Genomic DNA, 22,490 nt, shown 5'->3' with positions numbered 1-22,490 from the left:
GGAGGTAACTCATGAGCGCACTTCAGTCTGCGGTTCGGTCACACGCCGAAGCAGTACAAGTCTCTCGGACCGTTGATTACTTTGGTCTGTGGATTATTTTCATGGTACTGGTAGGTTCCTACCACATTCACGCGATGCTCACGATGGGTGACTGGGACTTCTGGGTTGACTGGAAGGATCGTCGTCTGTGGGTGACGGTGGTTCCGATCGTGCTGGTGACTTTCCCGGCTGCTGTTCAGGCGTTCCTGTGGGAGCGTTATCGTCTGCCTTGGGGCGCCACCGTGTGCGTCCTGGGTCTGCTGTTTGGTGAGTGGGTCAACCGCTACTTCAACTTCTGGGGTTGGACCTATTTCCCGATCACCCTGGTATTCCCGTCTCAGATCGTTCCGGGCGCCATCCTGCTGGATGTGGCTCTGATGCTGAGCGGCAGCTACCTGTTCACCGCGATCGTGGGTGCAATGGGCTGGGGTCTGATCTTCTACCCGGGCAACTGGCCGGTGATTGCGCCGTACCACGTACCGGTAGAGTACAACGGCATGCTGATGTCGGTTGCTGACCTGTTGGGCTACCACTATGTACGTACCGGCACCCCCGAGTACATCCGTATGGTAGAGAAGGGCACCCTGCGTACCTTCGGTAAGGACGTTGCGCCGGTGTCTGCGTTCTTCTCCGCGTTCATGTCCATCCTGATCTACTTCATCTGGCACTTTGTTGGCCGTTGGTTCTCCTCGGTCCGCTTCCTGAAGCAGAGCTAAGCGAGTAGTGGGATGCACGCGCCGGAGCGGTGAGCCGCTTCGGGGCGAGTAGACGAAAAAAAGACAATGCCGTGAGCCCTATTGGGGGTGGAGCGGCGAAAAATGAACATTCTCGAAAGAGGAGGAACTATGAAAGTAATCAGAGACAGGATCGCGCACTGGTCCTTGGTTGGTCTGCTGCTGGCATTTGCAGCGACCAGCTTCTACGCACCGAGCGCTTCGGCCCACGGCGAAAAGTCCCAGGCTGCGTTCATGCGTATGCGTACCATCCACTGGTTCGATCTGAGCTGGTCGAAGGAGAAGGTGAAGGTCAACGATACCGTGGAGATCACGGGTAAGTTCCACGTGTTCGAAGGTTGGCCGGAAACCGTCCGTGAGCCGAATGTTGCGTTCCTCAACATTGGTATCCCGGGTCCTGTGTTCATCCGCAAGGAGTCCTACATCGGTGGGCAGCTGGTGCCGCGTTCCGTCCGTCTGGAAATCGGCAAGACCTACGAGTTCAAGGTGGTTCTGAAGGCTCGTCGTCCTGGCGACTGGCACGTTCACACCATGATGAACGTCGAAGGCGGTGGTCCGATCATCGGCCCCGGCAAGTGGATCACCATCGACGGTTCTATGAGCGACTTCAAGAACCCGGTGACCACCCTGACCGGTCAGACGGTTGATCTGGAGACCTACGGCGAGAGCAACATTGCCTTCTGGCACGTGTTCTGGGCCGTGTTTGGTGTCGCTTGGATCGTGTACTGGATCCGTCGTCCGGTATTCCTGCCGCGTATCCTGCTGGCTGACGCTGGCCGCGCTGACGAGCTGATCTCTGGCACCGACCGCAAGGTGGCGATGGCCTTTGGTGCCGCGACCATCCTGATCGTGGTCATGTCCATGAGCGCAGCCAACAGCAAGTACCCGATCACCATTCCGCTGCAGGCTGGTACGATGCGCGGCATGGTTCCGATCGAGGACAAGAAGCCGACCATCGCTGTTAAAGTTGAAGATGCAAGCTACCGTGTGCCTGGCCGCGCCATGCGCATGAAGCTGACCATCACCAACAATGGCAGCAGCGCCGTGCGTCTGGGTGAGTTCTACACCGCTTCCGTGCGTTTCCTGGATTCCAGCGTCTACAAAGACACCTCTGGCTATCCGGAAGACCTGCTGGCTGAAGACGGTCTGAGCGTGTCTGACAACTCTCCGCTGGCTCCGGGCGAGACCCGCACCGTGGAAGTACAGGCTTCTGACGCCGCTTGGGAAGTCTATCGTCTGGCCGACATCATCTACGATCCGGACAGCCGTTTTGCTGGTCTGCTGTTCTTCTTCGACGCAGCTGGCACCCGTCAGATCGTACAGGTCGACGCTCCGCTGATCCCGTCCTTCATGTAAGGCGGGTTGAGCCGCCGCCGCAAGAGCGGCGGCTCAAGAAGCAATTGGCCTAATGGTCAAAAGCCCCTGGTGGATTTTCCATCAGGGGCTTTTTTAATTGGCTTCACGGACGCCGCAAACTGCGGTAATTCACCGAGGTATTACTTAGCCTTGGCTGGCTTTACCTCAATGGTGGTAGCTGACATCGTGTATTCCACGGTGGCCTTGCCCCCCTTCTGCAGATCGCCTTTCACGGTGGTATTGCCGGCCTTGGCTATTTCCCATTTTTCCTTGCCTTTCTGAATTACGATAGCGCTGTCCGTTATGTCCAAGATCGGACCCGTCACTTGGTAGGTCTTGCCTGCCATTACTGGAAAGGATACAGCCAGAGCCGCCAGCACGGACGAGGCGAGTAGGGTTGCTTTCATCGCAGAAACTCCTTGTAGATCCATAATGAAGGAAATCTGACGATACGGCTTTGCCGACCCATGGGCAAGTTATTCCTGATTATCGCCCCACGACCTTACAGTTCCTTACTGAACCGAGCTACGGTGTCGGCACGCAGCGGGGGCCAGGCGGAAGCTTCAACGAGGAGGTGCGAAAGGGCCGCTTGCCCCATGCGCTCCCAATTGAAATTCGGCTGACACAAAAATTCGGCGTTGACATCTTCCGCCAACACGGTGATGGCGATCAGATTACCGATTTCACGATCCGTGAAAGCGGTGAATGCGTCGGGGCTGTGGTGGTTCTCGATGGCCCTGACAATGTTTTCAGGCAAATACCAATAGCGCGCAAATACACTACCAACGCGCGCGTGGTCGGTGTTGTAGCATTGGTATTCCAAGTCGGCGAGGCTGAAATCGGAAGACTCGATACTTTGCCGAAACACCTGGAGGTAGTCGGACTGCTGCTGCATCAACAACAAGATGCCGCTATCATGAAAAAGGCCCATAAGAAAGGAAAGATCCCCGTCGAGGCCCAATTCCCCGGCTAGCATGAGCGCAAATGTCGCATTGCGCGCAGTATCTTCCCAAAAGCCTTCCATGCCAGGCATAGGTTTGAAGCTGCGGGAGAGTGACAGCGCCCTTACCATATGCAGGGTCTTACGGATGCCAACCATGACGATGGCTTCTTCCACGGAGGTGACTTTACGGCTGAGGCCGTAAAACGGCGAGTTCACCATCTTTAGCAACGAGGACGCCAGGGTTACGTCGCCACTTATGAGGAGCGCGATCGCTTTCAGATCGGGTTCCGCTTTTGACATTTCGGCCATGATTGGCGCAATCAAATGCGGCTGCGGCGGGAAAACGATGCCGCGCAATGCAAAATCCAAGGCCGGATCTTTAGCCTGGTGAGTCATTGTGTAATAGGAACTGCTGCCGATGTTATTGCAAGCATAGCAGCAAGGGACACAGCCCGTAGGGAAGGCAGGCGGACACAGAATGAAGAGTCTTTATTCAATGCCGGCGGCAGAGTAAACTATCAGGCTAAATCAACATTGTGCGGGTTCAGGCGAGCGGGTCTCTCGAATGTCTGTTGGCTGCCACGTAGCGATGTCAACCGGATTTGCGATGATTGGAAACTTGCCGATCGTCGATGTGCGCGGCCATTGGGTAGCGCGGTCTACTCATGAATAACGGCCGCATGGTATTTCATTTTTTAGGTGGTATATGTATCAAGCTTTGACAGTGCTTCACGTTCTGATCGCACTTGGGATCATCGGTCTGGTCATGCTGCAACAAGGGCGCGGCGCGGATGCCGGGGCCGGTTTTGGCGGCGGGGCATCCAATACGGTTTTCGGTGCCCGCGGGTCGGCTTCTTTTCTCTCGCGAACCACCGCCATTCTAGCCGCTGTCTTTTTTACCTCGAGTCTTCTGCTTGCTTACGTTGGAGACAATCAGGATAATAAGGCGGATGACCTGATGGAAGCTCCTGCGTCGAGCGCGGCACCACAGGATTTGCCGCCGGCAGCGCCTGCGGCCAACAAAGCCCAAGAATTGCCAGAGCAAAAGAGCGACGTTCCTCAGGCTCCGCAATAAACAGGACGCTTTCGATTATTCGAGCCGATGTGGTGAAATTGGTAGACACGCCATCTTGAGGGGGTGGTGACGAAAGTCGTGTCGGTTCAAATCCGACCATCGGCACCAATTGGCGATAGCGAGAACCACGCATCGCATCCATCGCGGCCCGCGCACCGAGTGTGACGGGCCGTTTTCCGTTCCAAGCCAAATCTCAATCCAGTTACTGTTCCGTTATGGAGTTCTTCCTGCACCATGTGGACGGCCGCGCCCGGCGTGGTGAATTGCGCTTTGCGCGGGGAGTTGTGGCAACCCCTGCATTTATGCCGGTCGGCACCTATGGCACCGTCAAGGCCATGACGGCGGAGGAACTGGAGTCGCTCGGCGCGGAAATCATCCTCGGTAATACATTTCACCTCATGTTGCGACCGGGCACCGAGGTAATCCGCGCGCATGGCGACCTGCACGATTTCATGCACTGGAGTCGGCCTATTTTGACGGATTCGGGTGGTTTCCAGGTCTTCAGCCTGGGCGCGATGCGCAAGATCACGGAAGCCGGGGTCCGTTTCCGGTCCCCGGTCGATGGCAGCCTTGTTTTCATGGGCCCCGAGGAATCAATGGCGGTTCAGCGGGCCTTGGGTTCCGATGTTGTCATGATCTTTGACGAATGCACCCCGTATCCTGCGACACATGAGGAAGCAAAAACCTCCATGGAGCTTTCGCTTAGGTGGGCCGAGCGCAGCAAGCATGCTCATGGAGACAATCCAGCGGCACTGTTTGGCATCGTCCAAGGCGGCGTCTATGAGGATCTGCGTGAGACATCCGCGGAGTCCCTGCAGCAGATTGGATTTGACGGGTACGCGATCGGTGGGCTGTCGGTGGGCGAACCCAAGGACGATCGCCAGCGGGTGTTGAGGGCTCTGGTTCCGCAGCTGCCCGCTGACAGGCCGCGCTATCTCATGGGGGTGGGAACTCCCGAAGATATCGTGGAGGCCGTTTGCTGTGGTATCGACATGTTCGACTGCGTGATGCCCACCCGCAATGCGCGCAATGGACACCTTTTTACTCAAAACGGCGATATCCGCATTCGTAACAGCCAATATCAGAACGATACCCGGCCCCTGGATGAAGCCTGCAGTTGCTATACCTGCCGGCATTACAGCCGCGCCTACCTGAAACACCTGGATAAGTGTCGCGAAATGTTGGGGGCCCGGCTCAACACGATACATAACTTGTATTACTACCAGCAGTTGATGCATGGCCTCAGGGAGGCTATCGCGGGTGGCGAGCTGGACACGTTCGTCACGCGCTTTTACAGCCAGCGCAGCAAATCCACTGGGATTGTGTAATAATGCCCGGCTTTAAGTGAACCAGAATGAGAATGTGCTCATGAGCTTTTTTATCTCCGATGCTTACGCGCAGGCCGCGCCTGCGGCACAGGATCCGGGTCTTGCTGGCCTGATCTTTCCAATCGCCATTCTGACGGTGTTCTTTTTCCTGTTCGTTTGGCCACAACACAAACGTGGACGTGAACACAAGAAATTAGTTGCCTCAATTTCCAAAGGAAACGAGGTGGTTACGAACGGCGGCGTTCTGGGCAAGGTTGTTGATCTCGATGACAACTTCGTGCAGTTGGAAGTGAGCGAGAACGTGTTCATCCACGTTCAGCGCCACGCGATCGCGTCCTTGATGCCCAAGGGCACTTACAAGACCAAGAAAAAGGTAGAAAAGGCGGCCTAGGCAGTCCCCTCCACCGTCGCGCAAACACGATACGAATTCCGTAGCACAGGCAGTCAACAATGCGAAACCGCTATCCCGTTTGGAAAAACCTGCTTATCCTGGCCATTCTGGCCTTGGCGGTGATTTATTCCTCTCCCAATCTGTTCGGCGAGGATCCTTCGGTTCAGCTATCGCCGAATCGGACCGTCAAACTGGAGCAGGCCACCGTGGTGCAGGTCGAGAAGTTGCTTGCCGATGCCGGGGTTAAGCCAAAGTCCATCGAACTGACGAACGATAGGCTCCTAGTCCGTTTCAGCGACACGGACGGACAGCTGAAGGCGGAAGACGTGCTGAAAGGTGCGATGGGTAACAATTACACGATCGCGCTCAATCTCGCGCCGGCGACCCCTGCCTGGCTAAGAGCCATCAATGCCCAGCCCATGTACCTGGGTCTGGACTTGCGCGGCGGTGTCCACTTTCTGCTTCAGGTGGACATGGATGCGGCTGTCAAGCAGGCTGAGGAGCGCTACGCTGAGGACATCCGCGCAGTCTTGAGAGAGAGTAAAGTCCGCTATTTGTCGGTGGAGCGGACCAACAACTACATCGAGGTCAAGTTTCAGGACGCAGGCACGTTGGGACAAGGCAAGGACGTCGTCAAAAAGGAACTGCGCGGCCTGCAGCTTGACACCGATCCCAGCGCCAACCTGCTGAAGGCCAAGATGTCGGAGCCGGAGATTCGGGAGGTCCGTAAGTTTGCCGTTGCGCAGAACATCACGACCCTGCAGAACCGCGTCAACGAGTTGGGCGTCGCGGAGCCGGTGATTCAGCGCCAGGGCGAGGATCGCATCGTGGTCCAGTTGCCGGGTGTTCAGGACACGGCACGGGCGAAGGAGATCCTTGGCGCCACGGCCACGCTAGAGTTTAGGCTCGTTGATTCCGAACATGCCGTTCCAACTGACGGCAAGGTTCCATTGAATTCAAGACTTTACTATGACCGTGGTGGCCGCCCGGTTCTGTTGCAGCGCAAGATCATCGTCACGGGCGACCAGGTGGTGGATGCCTCGTCGGGGCTGGATTCGCAATCCGGCTCTGCGGCAGTGTTCATCAATTTGAACAGCACTGGCGCCAAGAAGATGGCGGATACCACCAAGGACAATATCGGCAAGGCCATGGCCGTAGTGTTCATCGAAAACAAGTCCGAGACCAAGGAGGTCAACGGCAAGAAGATCACCACCAAGCGTAAAGTGGAAGAGGTGATCAACGTAGCCACAATCCGCGACCGTTTCAGCAAGCGTTTTCAGATCACCGGCCTGGATAGCACGAACGAAGCGCGCAATCTGGCGCTGCTACTGCGGGCGGGCGCACTGGTCGCACCCATGGACATCGTGGAGGAGCGCACCGTTGGTCCCAGCATGGGTAAGGACAACATCCAGAAGGGCATTCATTCCAATGTCTACGGCTTCCTCGCCATCGCGGCGTTCATGATCATGTATTACCGCGTGTTCGGGGTGTTTTCCATCGTGGCCCTGGGCATGAACGTGGTGTTGCTGGTCGCCGTTCTTTCCATGCTGCAAGCGACCCTGACCCTGCCGGGCATGGCGGGTATCGCGCTCACCGTAGGTATGGCCATCGACGCCAATGTACTGATTAACGAACGTATACGCGAGGAGCTTCGCAACGGTGTATCGCCGGCCGCCGCCATTTTTCTTGGCTATGATCGCGCCTTTGCAACGATCCTGGACACCAATATCACCACCTTGATTGCGGGTGTGGCCCTGTTCCTTCTGGGTTCAGGTCCAATCCGCGGTTTCGCCCTGGTTTTGTGCATCGGTATTCTGACATCCATGTTCAGTGCCGTGCTCGTATCCCGGATGCTGGTGAACCTGACCTACGGTTGGCAGCGCAAGCTCACCAAGCTCGCAATCTGACCGCCGCAAAGTTTTTCGAGGATCCCCGAATGGAATTTTTCAAGATCAAGCGCGATATCCCTTTCATGCGCTACGGTCGTATCACGACCACCATTTCCTTGCTGACCTTCATTCTGGCTGTTCTGGCGCTGTCTGTGCGTGGCCTGAACCTGGGACTGGATTTTACCGGGGGTGTCCAGATCGAAGTCAGTTATGACAAACCGGCGGATACTCAGGCCATTCGCGAGATAATCGAGTCTCAGGGCATAGCGGAATCCTCGGTACAGAACTTCGGAAGCACGCGTGATGTACTGATCCGCTTGCCGCTCAATCCGGATGTGAGCAGTGCCAAACTGAGCGATCAGATTTTTGCTGCACTGAAGTCATCGGACCCTGGGGTTGAATTGCGCCGGGTTGAGTTTGTCGGGCCACAGGTAGGCAAGGATCTGTTTGAGAGTGGTGCGCTTGCTCTGCTTCTGGTAGCTGCCGGCATCATGATCTACTTGGCCATGCGCTTTGAATGGCGGTTCGCCGTGGCGGCCATCATCGCGAACATGCACGATATCGTCATCATATTGGGTATGTTCGCGTTCTTTCAATGGGAATTTACCCTGTCGGTGCTGGCGGCAGTGCTGGCGATCCTGGGCTATTCGGTGAACGAATCGGTGGTTGTGTTCGATCGGGTACGCGAGAACTTCCGCAAAATGCGTAAGGCGACGGTTCCCGAAGTTATCGATAACGCCATCACCGCGACCATGTCGCGCACCATCATCACCCACTCCATGACACAGTTGATGGTGCTGGCGATGTTTTTCTTCGGCGGCGAGGCTTTGCACAACTTTGCCCTTGCCCTCACCATCGGCATCGTCTTCGGTATTTATTCGTCAGTTCTGGTGGCAAGCCCCATCGTGCTGTGGCTGGGCGTGTCCAGGAAAGACCTTATGCCGGTGGTTAAGGAAGGGGTTACCGACGATCGTCCCTAAACGCCCGCTGGAAGCAGCGATATCGCGTGACGTGCGGGGCGGTACCAGGCAATTTGAAAAGGCCGCATAAGCGGCCCTTTTCATGCACGGACGTCAATATGCAGTGAGTTCCAGGGACCGCGGGGGAGTCGTGATGCTCAGAGCCTCTGTCGTCAGATTTCTACCAAGGTGCCAATCTCCACTGCCCGATTGGTCGGGATTGCAAAGAAGGTGATCGGGTTGGAAGCGTTTCGGAACATGAAGATGAATATCCGTTCCTGCCAGGCGTTGAGTGCCGGGTTGTCCGAAGGGATCAGGGTTTCACGTCCCAAATAGAAGAGGGTCCGCGGTAGGTCCAATTCCAGGCCGAAGGTCGACGCCAGTCCTAGTGCATGCGCAACATTGGGGGTTTGGGTGAACCCAAAATGTACCGTGATCCTGAAGAAGTTCTGTCCCAGGTCTTCTATCTCCAGTCGCTCTTCCGCTTGAACATAGGGAATGTCATCTGTCATCACGGTGAGGAGGATGACTCTTTCATGCAGGATCTGGTTGTACTCCACATTCTGCAATAGGGCGTAGGGCATGCTGATGTGTCGGCTATACAGGAATATCGCCGTTCCAGGGACGCGGGGCACGGGGGAAGCCTGGATATCGCGCAAGAATTGTGTGAGAGAAACTGAATTCCTTTGAAGGTGCCAAATCAGAGCCTGCCGGCCCTTCTTCCAGGTTGTCATCAGCACGAACAGAAACGCTCCGATCAGAAGCGGAAACCATCCGCCTTCCAGCACCTTGATGGCATTAGCCGCCAGGAAGGCCAAGTCCACGCTAAGAAATACCGCAAGAAACATTCCGGCGATGCGCGTTGACCATTTCCAGACGTCCAAGGCGACGATGAAGGCGAGGCTGGTATCGATGGCCATGGTGCCCGTGACCGCGAATCCATAAGCGGACGCCAGTTCGGTGGACGATTGAAAGCTCAATACCAGGCCCAGGACGGCGATCAGCAAAAATTTGTTGACCGCGGGCGCATAGACCTGGCCCATCTCGGAGGCGGAGGTGTGTACGAAGCGCTGGCGGGGTATATAGTCCAGTTGCACCGCTTGGCGTGTGATGGAAAATGCGCCCGAAATGACGGCTTGGGATGCGATCACGGTGGCGGCCGTGGAGAGGGCGATCAACGGCAGCAAGGCCCAGTCCGGCGCCAGCAGAAAGAATGGATTTTTGATTGCTGCCGGGTTCTTGAGAATAAGGGCTGCCTGGCCTAGGTAGTTTAGAAGGAGGGCAGGCATTACAAAGACCAGCCAGGTAATTTGGATGGGTCTTCTACCAAAGTGCCCCATGTCGGCATACAGCGCTTCCGCGCCGGTCAGTGCGAGGACGACGGCGCCCAGGGCGAGGAAGCCGTGCCACCGATTCTCCAGAAAGAAGTCAAAGCCAAATTTCGGATTGAGGGCTTCGACTACCCCGGGGTTCTCCAGCAGACCGCGCGCCCCGAGTAGGGACAGGCAAAGGAACCAGATCATCATGACCGGACCGAAGAAGGTGCCGACTCGTTCCGTGCCTTTCTTCTGGAACAAGAAGAGAGCTGTGAGTACGCCCACGGCCAGAGGAAGCACGTATGGATGCAAGGCCGGTGCGGCGACTTCCAGGCCCTCGGCTGCGCTCAGTACCGAAATGGCCGGCGTAATGATGCCGTCCCCGTAAAACAGCGCCGCACCGAACAAACCCAGCGTGGTAATCACTGCACGCTGCTGCGAGCGGTGGCGGTTGCGCAGCGCCAGGGCCATCAATGCCATGATGCCACCCTCGCCCCGGTTGTCGGCCCGCATGACGAATACAATGTACTTGAGGCAAATGACCAGGATCAGTGACCAGAAGATGAGGGAAATCGCTCCGTAGACGGTGCCGGTGTCCGGAGTTAGTCCATAGCTCTCATTGAAGATTTCTTTCATGGTGTAGAGCGGACTGGTGCCTACATCGCCATATACAACGCCGATTGCGCTGATGCATAGCGGAATTAGGCTGGTCTTCTTGCTTTCGCGGGTGGGCTTCATGGCGCTCCACGGTCAGTGCTGTAACTCGAGCCCGAATGTGACAGGGTGTGTGTCAATGTGGAAATGCTCCATTCGTGCGTTAGCCAAGGCGCGTATGGTATACAGGAATCACAATGGGTTCCACGCCTCCCGGTTAGCGTTGCCTAAATTTTCACCCTTGACCGCGGATTGCACGGCAAGATTTATGGCAACCTTATCGATTGGCAAGCGATGAAGGGTTTGGATAGTGCTGGCGACGGCTTGTGTTCGCATAAAACCGTCTGCGCGATTTCTTGAAATTTGAAACGAAAGGTGATTGCGAAAATGCATTTGAAGTGGATGGTCTTCTGGTCCATTGCGTCCCTGCTATTCCCGATGGATTTATGGGCGGTTGAACCCAGTGGCTTCGTGCCGTTTGACCTAACCGATCATTGGGTGGGCTATGCGGCGCTGGCAGTGTTCGCCATCGCTTATGTGCTGGCGATGCTAGAAGACGCCACCATGCTGCGCAAGTCCAAACCTATGGTGTTTGCTGCCAGTGTCATCTGGGTGCTGATCGCGGTCGTGTATGTTTCGAAGGGAATGCAGGAGGAATCTGGAAAGGCTTTTCGGGTTACTTTGGAAGGTTACGCCGAGCTTTTCCTCTTCATCCTGGTTTCGATGACATACCTGAATGCCATGGAACAACGTGGCGTCTTCGAGAACTTGCGCATATGGCTACTCAGCAAGGGCTTCGGGTACCGCAAGTTGTTCTGGATCACTGGTGTTCAGTCGTTCTTCCTTTCCTCGGTCTGTAATAATTTGACAACAGCCTTGCTGATGGGGGCTGTGATCATGGCGATGGCAAAGAAGAATCGTCGGTTCGTCACCATCGCATGCGTGAACATCGTGGTTGCCACCAATGCGGGTGGTTCATTCAGCCCTTTTGGCGACATCACGACGCTATTGGTCTGGCAAAGCGGCGTAGTGCCTTTTGCACATTTCTTTAGTTTGTTGATTCCTTCTATTGTGAACTTCTTGGTTCCGGCTGCGATCATGCACTTCTGGGTACCCAAGGAAAAACCTGGATCGGCGGGCAAGCCTCAACCCATGCGGCACGGGGCTAAAGGAATCATCGTGCTGTTCCTGCTTACCATCGTCACGTCCGTGTGCTTTGAGAATTTTCTCGGGCTGCCTCCCGCTGCCGGCATGCTGGCGGGTCTCACGTATCTGAGCTTTTTCTTTTTTCACCTGTATAAAGTGCGCGTCGAACGGGGCGGGCAGGTCAAAGAGCAACGTGATGTGGACGCGGAAGACAGCGCTGCAGCGCCTTACGATGCCCTCATCGAGACAAAACAGCACTTCGACGTATTTCATAACGTTTCGCGCCTGGAATGGGACACCTTACTTTATTTCTACGGCGTGATGACAGGCGTCGGAGGCCTGAGCTTCATGGGCTACCTGACGCTGGCTTCCAATTTCCTGTATACCGATCTTGATCCGACCGTTGCCAACATCCTGGTTGGCATCATTTCGGCATTCATCGACAATGGCACCATCATGTTCGCCGTGCTGACGATGGCGCCGGCAATCTCCGAGGGTCAGTGGCTGCTGGTGACCTTGACGGCTGGGGTAGGCGGCAGCCTACTCGCGATCGGGTCGGCTGCCGGGGTCGGGCTGCTGGGACAGACTAAAGGCGCCTACTCCTTTATGTCGCATCTCAAGTGGGCGCCTGTGATTGCTCTAGGCTACATCGCCAGCATCGCCACCCATTTCCTGATCAATGGGCGGTACTTTTAAGGATCGAACTAGGTGGCATCGTTTTTCCCCAAAGCCTCAAGTTGGATGAACTTGCGAAAATCCACGGAGAACTTTAATCCCAGGAAGCGAGCAGTCACCTTCTGGAGTTCGTGGGTTTTGGGGTCATAAAATAACTTGGCCGAGGCATTGCGGCGGTCTTCATAACCGGAATCGGTGGACGCCGTTTCCGTTTGGAAACGATAGATGTGCAGCTTCAGTCCATTCTCCATGGTTTTTTCGGAGGGTTCGCCAAGGCTGGCGACGATTTCTTCGCGCGTGGGACGCTTGGCATCCACTTTTGGCAGATCTTCCGGATTGACCCGCAGTCGCTGTTTGCCCTGGTCGACGTTCCCTTTGCCCAGGGAGCGCAAAGACGCCTCAAGAAAACGTGGCGGAATCATGGCCATGAAAGTGGGCGAGAATTCCCAGCTTTCCAGGCGATCCTTGCGGTTGAATCGCAAGGTGAACACAACATCGCGACCGGTCTCCTGCTGGCCTTTGGCGTTGAGCTTGTGAAAGACCTGCCTCCATTCAGCCCCGCCATTCTCAGTGGCTTTTGAACTGGGCTCTACTTTCGCCAGAGTCAGATAATCATCGCTGTAGAGTACCGGATGCAGAAAATTAAGGGTGAAATGCTGCCCGGCATTCACTTTGAAATTTTCATCGAATTGGCTCAGTTGTGATTTCAGTTCCAACATACGTAGCCATACGCAGCCGCTCAGAGCAGTCGCCAACAAAAGCAGCGCAACTAGCCGAATTGACCTAGGCATGATACGGCATCTGTCAGAGGAGGCTGCCATGTTCAGAGGCGACCCATTGAACGGACGCGTGCGGGCGTAAAATGTATCGGAACGCCCAGCGTACGGCTACACCCAGGTAGAATCGTCGCTGTCATCTGAGGAAAAGCTGTCGTCGCTGGAAAGAAAGGGATCGGACGAATCTTCGCGGTTCCAGTCGGATTGTGATTCCGATCCGTAATAATTGTTGATCACGGTCTGCTCGGTAGGGTGGTCATTGAAGGTTTCGGAGCCCGAACCACCCAATGGCGAATGGTGCCCCAAAAGGCTTTCCAGTCCCTGAAACAGAAAGGAGCCAGCGACGACACCGGCTGCGGTACTCGCCATGCTCCCGAGGAAACTCTGTCCAACCGGGTTTACGGCGGCAGTTGCCGTCGCGCTTCGGGGCATTTGGTAGTTTTGCGCGCCAGGCACAGCGCCCGGAAGCTGAGTCGTTTGCTGAGGCTGCGTCCACGGATTCGCAGCGAGAAATCCGTCTTTGGATTCTTGCAATTGCCGCTGCAAGGCGGCGATTTGTGACTTAGCGGCATTGAGAGCCTGTTCCAGCAAGAGGCTGCGTTGTACCAACAGGTAGGCGGCATCCGGCTGGCGGGTGACCGCCTGATGAATCATGGCGTCGGCTTCTGCAACTTTCTCCGGGACGCTGGCGCGCTCGAGCTGATTCAAAAAATTCGACAGTTGTTCGCGTTCCTGCAGATTCATAAAGAAGATCTCAGTGGTTCAAGGACTGCTGCAATGTGGCGTCATTGGTAGGAAAAATCAAGTGGGCTATGTAGCTCGCTTGGCGAAAGCTGAGCCATGGCTAGCTTCCGTGGCGCGGTTTTGAAGCGTAGCTCCCCAGGGTTAGACAGTTCGTTTAGGGCACAAATGACCGAATTTATACGAAAACCACATCATCGCTATGAGGACCCGCTGGCTCGCATCTGGACAGCATGCGCAAGTGCGGTCGGATTCCGAATAGCCAGATCCCGCGATCTCTACGCCGCTACGGACGGTGAGGGTACGATCTACCTTGGGACAGACGATATCCTCGATCCGGACGACTCGTTGGCACAGATGATACTGCACGAGCTCTGTCATGCACTGGTGGAGGGCGAGGCGGGTGAATGTCAGCCAGATTGGGGACTCGACAACACCTCCGGTCGTGACACCTGGCATGAGCATGCATGTCTGCGGTTGCAGGCCTATTTGACTGCAGCTTGGGGATTGCGCGAGTTCTTCGCTCCCACGACTGATTTCCGTGTGAAATTCTGGAATACCATGGCCGAGGATCCCTTCCAGCCGTCTTTCCCCGTGGCTCGATACGAGCCAAGCTGTGTTGCGGCCCGGACCGCCGCGTGGCGCGCTTCGCTCCCGCGCTGGCAGGTTCCTCTCACGCAGGCTTTCGAGGCCACCGCGCGGGTATTGGCGGCCGTTAATTCGGTAGCGGACGGAACTTCGGTGCCAGTGACGAAGACTTTGGCTCTGCCTTCATTGTATGGCACGGTAAGGCCTGTTCCCGCAATGCATGCGGCGGGTCATTCATTTGTCGCGCCCTGGCATGGCCAAGAGCGGTGTGGCGGTTGCGCCTGGAGTTACCACAAACGGGGCCGTACGCGCTGCCGCCATCCAGGAACAGCCCCCATTTCTCCGGAAATGCCGGCCTGCGCGCGCTGGGAAGCGAGGGCTGATCTTGCCTGCGAAACTTGCGGAGCCTGTTGCCGTGAGGCCTACGACGCCGTTGATGTGGGGCGCAGAGAAGTCTTGGTCAGGCGTCACCCGTTGCTGGTTGAAACCGCTGGGGCGAGGTCACTCAGAGTCAAGCGAGTGGACGGGCGATGTGCGGCCCTTTCGGGCGGGCGGGAGAAAAACGATGGATACTGGTGTTCCGTTTACGAGGACAGACCCAAGACCTGTCGAGAATTTGAACTCGGCGGCGACCATTGTCTGACGGCAAGGAGAAAAGTTGGGCTTTCCCTTTGATGCAGAGCCAGAATGCGGCAGACATGCTGATGCCCGATCCAGAATACCCTTAGGGGTTCTGCATCGGGCCTCTCAAGCGAGCACGTGCGATTTAGTGGAAGATGGCGTCAGCCGTGAAACCTTCGGTCTCGAGTATCTCCCGAAGCCGTTTCAGGGCTTCCATCTGGATCTGGCGGACCCTTTCGCGGGTGACCCCCATCTCATTGGCGACTTCTTCCAGTGTGGAATTCTCGTAACCCCGCAGGCCATAGCGCCGTGAAATCACCTCACGTTGCTTGTCGTTCAGTTGGTCCAGCCAGCCCTTCAAGGAAACGGAAATCCGTTCGTTCTGAAGGATATCGGAGAGGGACGGCTTCTCGTCATCGCTGATGGAATCCAGCAGCGACTTGTCGGAGTCCTTCTTGACCGGCACATCAACCGAAGCGACGCGCTCGTTCAGCTTCAACATCTTTTCGACGGTCTTTACCGGCTTGTCCAGGTGCTTCGCGACGTCACCGGCGCTGGGGTCGTGATCCAGCGTGTGGGACAGTTGCCGAAATGCCTTGAGATACACGTTCATCTCCTTGACGACGTGAATCGGCAGCCGGATAGTGCGGGTCTGGTTCATGATGGCGCGTTCGATTGTCTGACGTATCCACCAGGTCGCGTATGTGGAGAATCTGAACCCGCGATCCGGTTCAAATTTCTCAACAGCACGGATGAGGCCCAAATTGCCTTCTTCAATCAGGTCAAGTAAAGGCAGGCCCCGATTCAGGTAGCGCCTCGAAATCTTTACGACCAGACGAAGATTGCTTTCGATCATGCGCCGGCGCGCTGCCGGGTCGCCATTTTGGGCCAATTTGCCGTAATACTTTTCTTCGTCGGCGCTCAGTAGGCGAGAGCTTCCCAATTCCTTGAGATAGAGGCGGGTGGCATCGAATTGATGATCCAGCGCTGACTGCTCATACTCCACCTCATTCCAGTCTTGTGGTGAATCTTCTTCCTCCACGTCGTCGATTTCGTCCGCTGCTTCGACAAAATCGGATTCCGCGTCCAGGTCAGGAACGAAGGGTGAGATCTCATCGAAAGTGCTTTGTTCGGTGAAGGGTTTCAGTTCTTCGATAGCTAAATCCGACATCCTAGGTCTCCTTATGAGTTTTGTTCCAAACTAAACCTTGAGCAAACCACACCTGTGAGCGGCACGAGGTGAAAATTCTTTAGGCGGCAAGGGAAACAAAAGCAATGCAGCTTTGTCTTACCGAGCCTTTGGCTTAGCGACTAGGACCGAAGAATCTTTAGCCTCGGGAAACAAAAATTGTTCGGAGACACAGAAGGTGGGGTTGGGAGAGTAGCAGGTGAGGCCGGTATGGTTTCCCGCCGAAGCCTCGCTGACAGGTCTGAATGCCCGCAGGACAGGGATTCTAATGTTGTTCCAATGCGGAAAGTTCTGATCTAAAGCGGGTCAAGCCAGCCCTGGATCACCTGCTGGATCATGGGAACCAGCGCTGAATAAGCCGCAACAGCGCCTTTGGCATTGGACTGGGTGCAAGGGTGTGTAAAGACAAATTCTTGCTCGTGGGCAGCTTCGCCACGTTGCGCGGAAAGCAGGGAGACACGCACCCGCACGAAGACGCGGGCAGACGACGGCTGATCGAAGATCTGTTCAAAGTTGAGCAGAGTAATCTTCAGCGCGATCCCTTTTTTGACGTCAAGCTTCAGGTATTGCATCAAGAGTTCCGCGGGCGGGGCTAGCCAGCGGTCTTGGTTATAGAAAAGCACCCGGGTCGGGTCGGCATAACTGAGCCGGTAATAGATGCGGTCGCTCGCCAGCCATTCCGGAGCGGCGACGGAAATGGAATTGACCGGAATCCGCGCTTCTTTGGCTCTGACCGGGCCCAAATCGTGAAGTGCTGCGGGTGGCATCCTCTCGGGCAGGACGCTGCAGCCTCCGGCAATAAAGAGCAGAGCAGCACCGAGCACCTTGGCGGAGCTTGTTAAGTTCATCTGCGCGGCTCCATAAACCCCGGTTCGCCGGGGCCCGGCTGTTCATGCCGGTTTCCGTGCAACAGAGCCTGGGGGTCGTCGCGCAGTGACTTCGCCACTCGCCGCATTTCGGATGCAGTCTGGGTAAGCGATTCCAGGGTAGCATCGAGCTTTGGAATGGTCGAATGGTTGATCTGGCCGGCGGCCGATTTGCCTTCCTGCAAGAGCAGGCCCGTGTCTTTAAGCAAAGAATGACCTTCTTTCAGTAATTGGCTCATTTGGTGCGCCATATCGTCCAGGTGGTGCAGTGAATGTTGTGCGCTGCCCGTCAAGGGAGGCACCTGAGCGAAAGCGTCATCCAGCCTGTCTTCCAGGCTGGCAAGCTTGCCGGTTGATGTTTCCAGATTCTGCAATATGTGCTGGATGCGCTGTTGTCCGTCGCTGTTGAGAATGGCGTTGAGACGGGCGATAAGTTCTTCGGCGCGGATCAGGATGTTGCCGCCGGAGTCGGACAGCTTATCGACCAGAGACGGACGCATCGTAATGCGGGCAGGGTTTGAAGGGTTGGTTTCAAGCGGTTGCGGTTGCTCGCCGCTATCGCCCAGTTCAATTTGGGCCAAGCCAGTCAAGCCTTGTATGCGGAGCTTCGCATACGTCCCGTGGGTGATAGGCAGGCCCTTCTTGACATTGATCTTGACCAGTATGTTCCTGACGTCTTCGGGGTCAAATAGGATGCTGACCACCTTGCCCGCGTTGACGCCGCGGTACAGCACTGTGGACTCCTCGACCAGACCGGATACGGAGCCATTGGTTGTTACCACATAGGTATCACTCACGTCGCCGTAACGGCCCAGCCAGAGGGTGATGGCCACCGAGGCGGCTATCAGTGCCAGCAAAAACAGACCTGTGTATAGGGCGTAGGATTCTCGGGTCATGAGGCTTGCTGCCGGAAGATCTGCCTGGCTCGTTCACCGTGGAAATAGCGCTGCACAAACGGGTGTGGGCAAGCCAGCACCTGGTCGAAGCTGCCCCAGACAGCCAGTTGTTGATCCGCCAGTACGGCAACGCGCGAGCAAAGGTCGCTCAGAGTATGCAGATCATGGGTAATCATGACGACGCTGAATCCCAGTTCCCGGTGGAGGCCTTCCAATAGCGCAACGAACTCCTCACTTAATACCGGATCGAGTCCGGAGGTCGGTTCATCCAGGAAGAGTAGTTCGGGTTCGAGGATCAGGGCGCGCGCCAAGGCCGCGCGACGCACCATGCCGCCGGAGAGGGCTGCGGGCATGAGCAAAGCATGTTCGGGTTGCAAGCCTACCATTGAAAGCTTCATCAATACCAGGCGGGTGATCAGGTCCTCGTCGAGCAGTTTCAATTCCCGCAGCGGGAAAGCGACGTTGTCGAAAACGCTCAATGCGCTGAACAGGGCACCGCTCTGGAACAGCACGCCACAACGGTTGCGGAGTCGCTGGCGTTCTTGTGGGTCGGCAAGCTGAAGATCAACGCCAAACAGTTCCACGGCGCCTTGGGTCGGAGCCTGCAAGCCGATCATTTCCCGCATGAGTACGGTCTTGCCACAGCCTGATGCTCCCACCAGCCCCAGGATTTCCCCCTCCTGCACGCTCAGGCTGATATCCCTGTGAACCACCGCTTCGGCAAAGCGAGTCCAGACTTCCTTGACCTCAATAACCATCGGGCTCATCAGCGCAACCCCACGCCGCGGAACAGGATGGCGAATACCGCATCCAGCAGAATCACCAGGGTTATGGAGGCCACAACCGAGTTGGTGGTTTCGTTTCCCAGGCTCTCCGTGTCCGGCTTGATGCGCAGGCCAAAATGGCAGGCGACGATCGCAATGAACAGGCCAAACACGGCCCCTTTCAGCAGACCGATGTAAAAATTCATGACCGGGACGGCCGCAGGGAGTTTCAACGCGAATTGTGTCAGGTTGATACCCAATTCGAGATTCGCCGAAATGGCCCCTCCGATCAAGGCGATGACATCGGTCCAAACCACCAGCAAGGGCATGGCGATGGTCAGCGCGACCACTTTCGGCAAGATCAGGCGCAAGGAGTGGGAAATCCCCATGGCGGCCAGGGCGTCCAGCTCCTGGGTCACGCGCATGACGCCAATTCTGGCGGTCATTGACGACCCGGACCGGCCAGCGACCAGGATGGCGGCAAGCAAAGGCCCCAGTTCGCGGATCACACTCAGTCCGAGGATGTTGATGATGTAGATGGATGCACCAAACGTGCGCAGTTGCAGGGAAGACAGATAGCTGACCACGATGCCGATGAGAAACCCAACCAGTGCCGTGATGCCCAGGGCGCGCCCCCCGGCTTCGTGCAGCGTGGCGGAAATTTCCTTCCAAGGAATCTTGGAGGGGTGAGCAATCAGGTAAAGTCCATCCAGGACAATTTGTCCGAGCAAGGTCACAATCGTTGTGCCCTGCCGCCAGCCTTCGAGCGCGGTGTCCAAAAGGCGCAGCGGCCAGAGGCGGGCGGGCTGCGGAGGCAGCGCAGTCGGGTAATGCCTGGTATTCCAACGCTCGAAAATTTGGGCGTGCTCAGGGCGAAGTTTGATGTCGACCGGCAGGGACTCCGCCCATGACTTCCATAACAGCGCTGCGCCGGCGCTATCCAGGGCAGTGACTCCAAGCAGGTCCCAGGCTACAGCGGGCGCGGCAGCCTGTAAGCAGAGTTCCCGCTGCAAGCCGGGGGCTGCCGACAAGCCCCGAAGGTTCCAACTTCCAGACACGGTCACGAGCCTGCCCCGTTCACGCGGGGCTACTTCAAGCTTCGGAATCGGACTGGAATCCTTCAGATTTTCCATGAACTCAGCGATTTATGAATTCTCGCCTATTTGCAAGATTTGCTGATTCTTCTCGGCCTTCGCCGGCGAGGTCTGGCAAGTATAAAAGCGCAAATCGTAGCCATCCTTCAATAGTCTGAAGTACCGTAGATACGCCATGTTTCCTCGCGGAGTCTATGCGGGAGGCTTGGCTCTCGGGAATTCGTCCATATCCCGCAGGACAGGAAACAATCGGGACCATAGGGACATGACCATCAATGTGGCCACACCGCCTAGGATCACCGAAGGTACCAGACCGAACAGGCTAGCCGTGACACCGGATTCGAATTCCCCGAGTTCGTTGGATGCACCGATAAAAACCGAATTCACCGCGCTCACGCGGCCCCTGATGGCGTCGGGGGTCTCCAATTGCACCAGCATCTGGCGAATATACACGCTGATCATGTCGCCCATCCCCAGCAGAAACAAGGCGAACAGGGACAGGGGAAAGTAGTCGGAAACGCCGAATAGCACCGTAGCAACACCGAAAAGGGCCACGCCATCGAACATCCAGCGTCCTACGTGGTGGCGTATGGGAAAGTAGGCAAGCATCAAGGCGGTGACCGCCGCGCCAACGCCCGGCGCCGTGCGAAGCAGCCCTAGTCCAGTGGGTCCCACGTGCAGAATATCGCTGGCGATGGCCGGCAGCATCGCCGTGGCGCCACCGAATAGCACGGCGAACAGGTCTAGGGAGATGGCGCCGAGTACGACCGGCCGCGACTTCACAAAGCGTAGCCCTTCCAGCAGACTGCGCCCCGCCGCGTGGTTTGCCTGTTGGCTGTTCCCCTGTCGCAGGCGGGTGAACAGCATTAAGGTCATGGCGACGGTCAACAGACTGGCCTCGACAAAATAGACGACGGGTGCGCCAGCCAGATAGAGAACGCCGCCAAGCGCTGGACCGGCGATGACGGCGATCTGGAATGAAGAAGAACTCAGAGCGACGGCATTGGGAAAATCTTGAGGTGGAACCAGGTTGGGAAGAATGGCTTGCCCGGCCGGCATCATGAAGGCTCGTGCCGCCCCGTAGATACCGATTATCAGGAAAATCGGCCACGGCCCTGCCGGTTCCGATGTGCTGGCGAGCAGCAGCAGCGAGCCGCATAACGCCTCCGCGGCATAACAAGCGAATAGGATGCCGCGCCGGTCTCTTCGGTCGGCCAATTGGCCGGCAGGCAGGATCAGGAGCACGAACGGCAGAAATTGAGCCAAACCCACCAAACCCAGGTCGAGGGTCTGACCCGTGATTTCATAGACCTGCCAGCCGACGGCTACCCCTTGCATCTGCACAGCCAGGGTCGCGAAGAAGCGCGCCAGGAAGTAGCGGACGAAGTTGCTGTGGCGCAGGGCTTCCAAACCCCGGGATGGGACGGTTGTCATCGGCGGAGTTGAGAGAGACCTTCAGGATTTCGTTCGATGTAGGGCAAATGGAAACAGGGATGGCACTGGAAGAATGCGGTTGACGGCAAGGGCATGGACATTTGAGGAAACAATCAGCTTTTGAACCAAGGTATCGGGTACGTATCAGCACCTATTGAGACGGTAAGGGAATCCTTTAAGATGATGCGAAACGTTCGGTTAACTTATTGACGGAGAAAGCGTATTCATGACGACCGAGGAAATCAGGGCCATCGCAGTGCAGAACGGCGTAACCAACGCCTTTCAGTACACATCAACCAAGCAGGTAGTATGGGCCATACAGAAGGCGCGTGGCGAGGATTGCTGCTTTCTTTCCGACCAACGCATGGCCTGTCGGGAAACGGAATGTGAATGGCGTGACGAGTGTCTGCGTCTAGTTGCCGAATGGCGCCGTTAAGGAACCCGCCTCGTGGGCTTTCGGCGTTTGCCCAGGTAAATCCAAGGTAGCCCGGGCGCCGCCTGGGTCCAAAGGCAGCCGCGTGCTCTGGCTTACCCATTTCCCGCTGGTGGTGAGAACAGCCTGTCGTACTTGACCATCTGTCCCCTTGCCCGCATGGGGCCTGAATTCTGGCCCCGACGGTGCATGCTTATTCGTTGCGTGCGCGTCCTTCGCTGTCGAACGAAAGCACGGTCACTTCTTCATCCACGTCCGTAACGGTCGCACGCCGCAGAACGCCATTCTCGTGGTATTCGTAGCGGTGCTCCATTTCGATCTCCCCGTAAGTGACTTTCTGAAACCCGATCAACCGCTCGGCGTCGTCAAAGTAGGCGCGCAAGAAGGTGTTCCGGTTGTGAATGTCAGCCTCGGTCAGTGGATTGACCAGCTTGAATGGCAGTTTGATGCCGGTGTAGGTCACGAAATACCGGCAGGTGCCCGCATGGATATCATTCATGAATCAGTGTCCGGCAGTGAGTATCGGTGGCTGCCTACGATAACCGCAAATAACCGCGAAGTCTAAACGGTTTGGCGACCGCCT

General features: G+C 56.5%; 22 protein-coding genes and 1 tRNA gene. 11 read left to right on the top strand and 12 right to left on the bottom strand.

What is annotated here, in order from left to right:
• The first annotated feature begins 11 nt into the window (after positions 1 to 11).
• The gene (gene amoA, locus EK23_RS18205; RefSeq protein WP_045226820.1) at positions 12 to 755 is read left to right on the top strand and encodes a bacterial ammonia monooxygenase, subunit AmoA; all 744 of its coding nucleotides are present in this window, start codon (positions 12 to 14) and stop codon (positions 753 to 755) included.
• A gap of 129 nt (positions 756 to 884) precedes the next feature.
• Positions 885 to 2,129 (top strand): bacterial ammonia monooxygenase, subunit AmoB, encoded by a 1,245-nt coding sequence (gene amoB / locus EK23_RS18200; protein ID WP_045226819.1) that lies wholly within the window; start codon positions 885 to 887, stop codon positions 2,127 to 2,129.
• 140 nt (positions 2,130 to 2,269) lie between these two features.
• On the opposite strand, the gene EK23_RS18195 is transcribed toward amoB, so the two are convergent.
• Positions 2,270 to 2,536: a hypothetical protein gene (locus EK23_RS18195; RefSeq protein WP_045226818.1), complete on the bottom strand. Its 267-nt coding sequence runs from the start codon at positions 2,534 to 2,536 to the stop codon at positions 2,270 to 2,272.
• Between the two features lie 95 nt (positions 2,537 to 2,631).
• On the bottom strand, positions 2,632 to 3,468 hold the full coding sequence (locus EK23_RS18190; protein ID WP_045226817.1) for an HDOD domain-containing protein: 837 nt from the start codon (positions 3,466 to 3,468) through the stop codon (positions 2,632 to 2,634).
• A 310-nt stretch (positions 3,469 to 3,778) separates the two neighbouring features.
• Here EK23_RS18190 and secG point away from each other — a divergent pair, with 310 nt between their 5' ends.
• The 6 genes from secG to secF all read left to right on the top strand — a co-directional run bounded on the left by secG (position 3,779) and on the right by secF (position 8,735).
• A complete protein-coding gene (gene secG / locus EK23_RS18185; protein ID WP_045226816.1) occupies positions 3,779 to 4,147 on the top strand; it encodes a preprotein translocase subunit SecG in 369 nt (122 codons plus the stop codon).
• Positions 4,148 to 4,170: 23 nt separating this feature from the next.
• Positions 4,171 to 4,255, top strand: a tRNA-Leu gene (locus EK23_RS18180).
• 107 nt (positions 4,256 to 4,362) lie between these two features.
• Entirely contained in the window at positions 4,363 to 5,475 is a 1,113-nt protein-coding gene (gene tgt, locus EK23_RS18175; RefSeq protein WP_045226815.1) for a tRNA guanosine(34) transglycosylase Tgt, read from the top strand.
• A 40-nt stretch (positions 5,476 to 5,515) separates the two neighbouring features.
• Positions 5,516 to 5,866 carry a preprotein translocase subunit YajC gene (gene yajC, locus EK23_RS18170; RefSeq protein WP_200892187.1) on the top strand — a complete coding sequence of 117 codons (351 nt, stop codon included), beginning with the start codon at positions 5,516 to 5,518 and terminating at the stop codon, positions 5,864 to 5,866.
• Between the two features lie 59 nt (positions 5,867 to 5,925).
• Positions 5,926 to 7,773 carry a protein translocase subunit SecD gene (secD, locus tag EK23_RS18165; RefSeq protein WP_045226813.1) on the top strand — a complete coding sequence of 616 codons (1,848 nt, stop codon included), beginning with the start codon at positions 5,926 to 5,928 and terminating at the stop codon, positions 7,771 to 7,773.
• Between the two features lie 29 nt (positions 7,774 to 7,802).
• Positions 7,803 to 8,735, top strand: a complete 933-nt coding sequence (gene secF / locus EK23_RS18160; RefSeq protein ID WP_045226812.1) for a protein translocase subunit SecF — start codon at positions 7,803 to 7,805, stop codon at positions 8,733 to 8,735.
• A gap of 152 nt (positions 8,736 to 8,887) precedes the next feature.
• Here secF and EK23_RS18155 read toward each other — a convergent pair whose 3' ends face one another.
• Positions 8,888 to 10,768 carry a potassium transporter Kup gene (locus EK23_RS18155; protein WP_045226811.1) on the bottom strand — a complete coding sequence of 627 codons (1,881 nt, stop codon included), beginning with the start codon at positions 10,766 to 10,768 and terminating at the stop codon, positions 8,888 to 8,890.
• 354 nt (positions 10,769 to 11,122) lie between these two features.
• On the opposite strand from EK23_RS18155, the gene nhaD reads away from it, so the two are divergent.
• A complete protein-coding gene (gene nhaD / locus EK23_RS18150) occupies positions 11,123 to 12,526 on the top strand; it encodes a sodium:proton antiporter NhaD (protein ID WP_045226832.1) in 1,404 nt (467 codons plus the stop codon).
• An 8-nt stretch (positions 12,527 to 12,534) separates the two neighbouring features.
• On the opposite strand, the gene EK23_RS18145 is transcribed toward nhaD, so the two are convergent.
• Both EK23_RS18145 and EK23_RS18140 read right to left on the bottom strand, forming a co-directional pair.
• Complete coding sequence (locus EK23_RS18145; RefSeq protein ID WP_052808326.1) at positions 12,535 to 13,224, bottom strand: hypothetical protein; 690 nt, start codon at positions 13,222 to 13,224, stop codon at positions 12,535 to 12,537.
• A gap of 168 nt (positions 13,225 to 13,392) precedes the next feature.
• Complete coding sequence (locus tag EK23_RS18140) at positions 13,393 to 14,025, bottom strand: DUF2076 domain-containing protein (protein WP_045226809.1); 633 nt, start codon at positions 14,023 to 14,025, stop codon at positions 13,393 to 13,395.
• A gap of 96 nt (positions 14,026 to 14,121) precedes the next feature.
• Between EK23_RS18140 and EK23_RS24615 the strand changes: the two genes are divergently transcribed.
• On the top strand, positions 14,122 to 15,285 hold the full coding sequence (locus EK23_RS24615) for a YkgJ family cysteine cluster protein (protein WP_327037069.1): 1,164 nt from the start codon (positions 14,122 to 14,124) through the stop codon (positions 15,283 to 15,285).
• Positions 15,286 to 15,376: 91 nt separating this feature from the next.
• Here the strand turns inward: EK23_RS24615 and rpoS are convergent, their stop codons facing one another.
• The 6 genes from rpoS to EK23_RS18110 all read right to left on the bottom strand — a co-directional run bounded on the left by rpoS (position 15,377) and on the right by EK23_RS18110 (position 21,474).
• Positions 15,377 to 16,402 (bottom strand): RNA polymerase sigma factor RpoS, encoded by a 1,026-nt coding sequence (gene rpoS, locus EK23_RS18135; protein WP_052808325.1) that lies wholly within the window; start codon positions 16,400 to 16,402, stop codon positions 15,377 to 15,379.
• Between the two features lie 314 nt (positions 16,403 to 16,716).
• Complete coding sequence (locus EK23_RS18130; RefSeq protein ID WP_052808324.1) at positions 16,717 to 17,268, bottom strand: ABC-type transport auxiliary lipoprotein family protein; 552 nt, start codon at positions 17,266 to 17,268, stop codon at positions 16,717 to 16,719.
• Positions 17,265 to 18,119 carry an MlaD family protein gene (locus EK23_RS18125; protein WP_158002543.1) on the bottom strand — a complete coding sequence of 285 codons (855 nt, stop codon included), beginning with the start codon at positions 18,117 to 18,119 and terminating at the stop codon, positions 17,265 to 17,267. Before EK23_RS18125 ends, EK23_RS18130 begins: the two co-directional genes overlap by 4 nt.
• A 59-nt stretch (positions 18,120 to 18,178) precedes the next feature.
• Positions 18,179 to 18,949 (bottom strand): ABC transporter ATP-binding protein, encoded by a 771-nt coding sequence (locus EK23_RS18120; protein WP_045226807.1) that lies wholly within the window; start codon positions 18,947 to 18,949, stop codon positions 18,179 to 18,181.
• Positions 18,949 to 20,079 (bottom strand): ABC transporter permease, encoded by a 1,131-nt coding sequence (locus EK23_RS18115; protein WP_045226806.1) that lies wholly within the window; start codon positions 20,077 to 20,079, stop codon positions 18,949 to 18,951. Before EK23_RS18115 ends, EK23_RS18120 begins: the two co-directional genes overlap by 1 nt.
• A 153-nt stretch (positions 20,080 to 20,232) precedes the next feature.
• Positions 20,233 to 21,474 carry an MFS transporter gene (locus tag EK23_RS18110; protein WP_045226805.1) on the bottom strand — a complete coding sequence of 414 codons (1,242 nt, stop codon included), beginning with the start codon at positions 21,472 to 21,474 and terminating at the stop codon, positions 20,233 to 20,235.
• Between the two features lie 226 nt (positions 21,475 to 21,700).
• Here EK23_RS18110 and EK23_RS18105 point away from each other — a divergent pair, with 226 nt between their 5' ends.
• On the top strand, positions 21,701 to 21,910 hold the full coding sequence (locus EK23_RS18105; RefSeq protein WP_045226804.1) for a hypothetical protein: 210 nt from the start codon (positions 21,701 to 21,703) through the stop codon (positions 21,908 to 21,910).
• A gap of 190 nt (positions 21,911 to 22,100) precedes the next feature.
• On the opposite strand, the gene EK23_RS18100 is transcribed toward EK23_RS18105, so the two are convergent.
• Positions 22,101 to 22,406 carry a DUF6156 family protein gene (locus tag EK23_RS18100; RefSeq protein ID WP_045226803.1) on the bottom strand — a complete coding sequence of 102 codons (306 nt, stop codon included), beginning with the start codon at positions 22,404 to 22,406 and terminating at the stop codon, positions 22,101 to 22,103.
• Positions 22,407 to 22,490: the final 84 nt, after the last annotated feature.

Source organism: Methyloterricola oryzae, from assembly GCF_000934725.1.
GTDB classification, from domain to species: domain Bacteria; phylum Pseudomonadota; class Gammaproteobacteria; order Methylococcales; family Methylococcaceae; genus Methyloterricola; species Methyloterricola oryzae.
The sequence above is the reverse complement of the archived record's forward strand: the minus strand, read 5'-3'. Positions and strand labels throughout refer to the sequence as shown.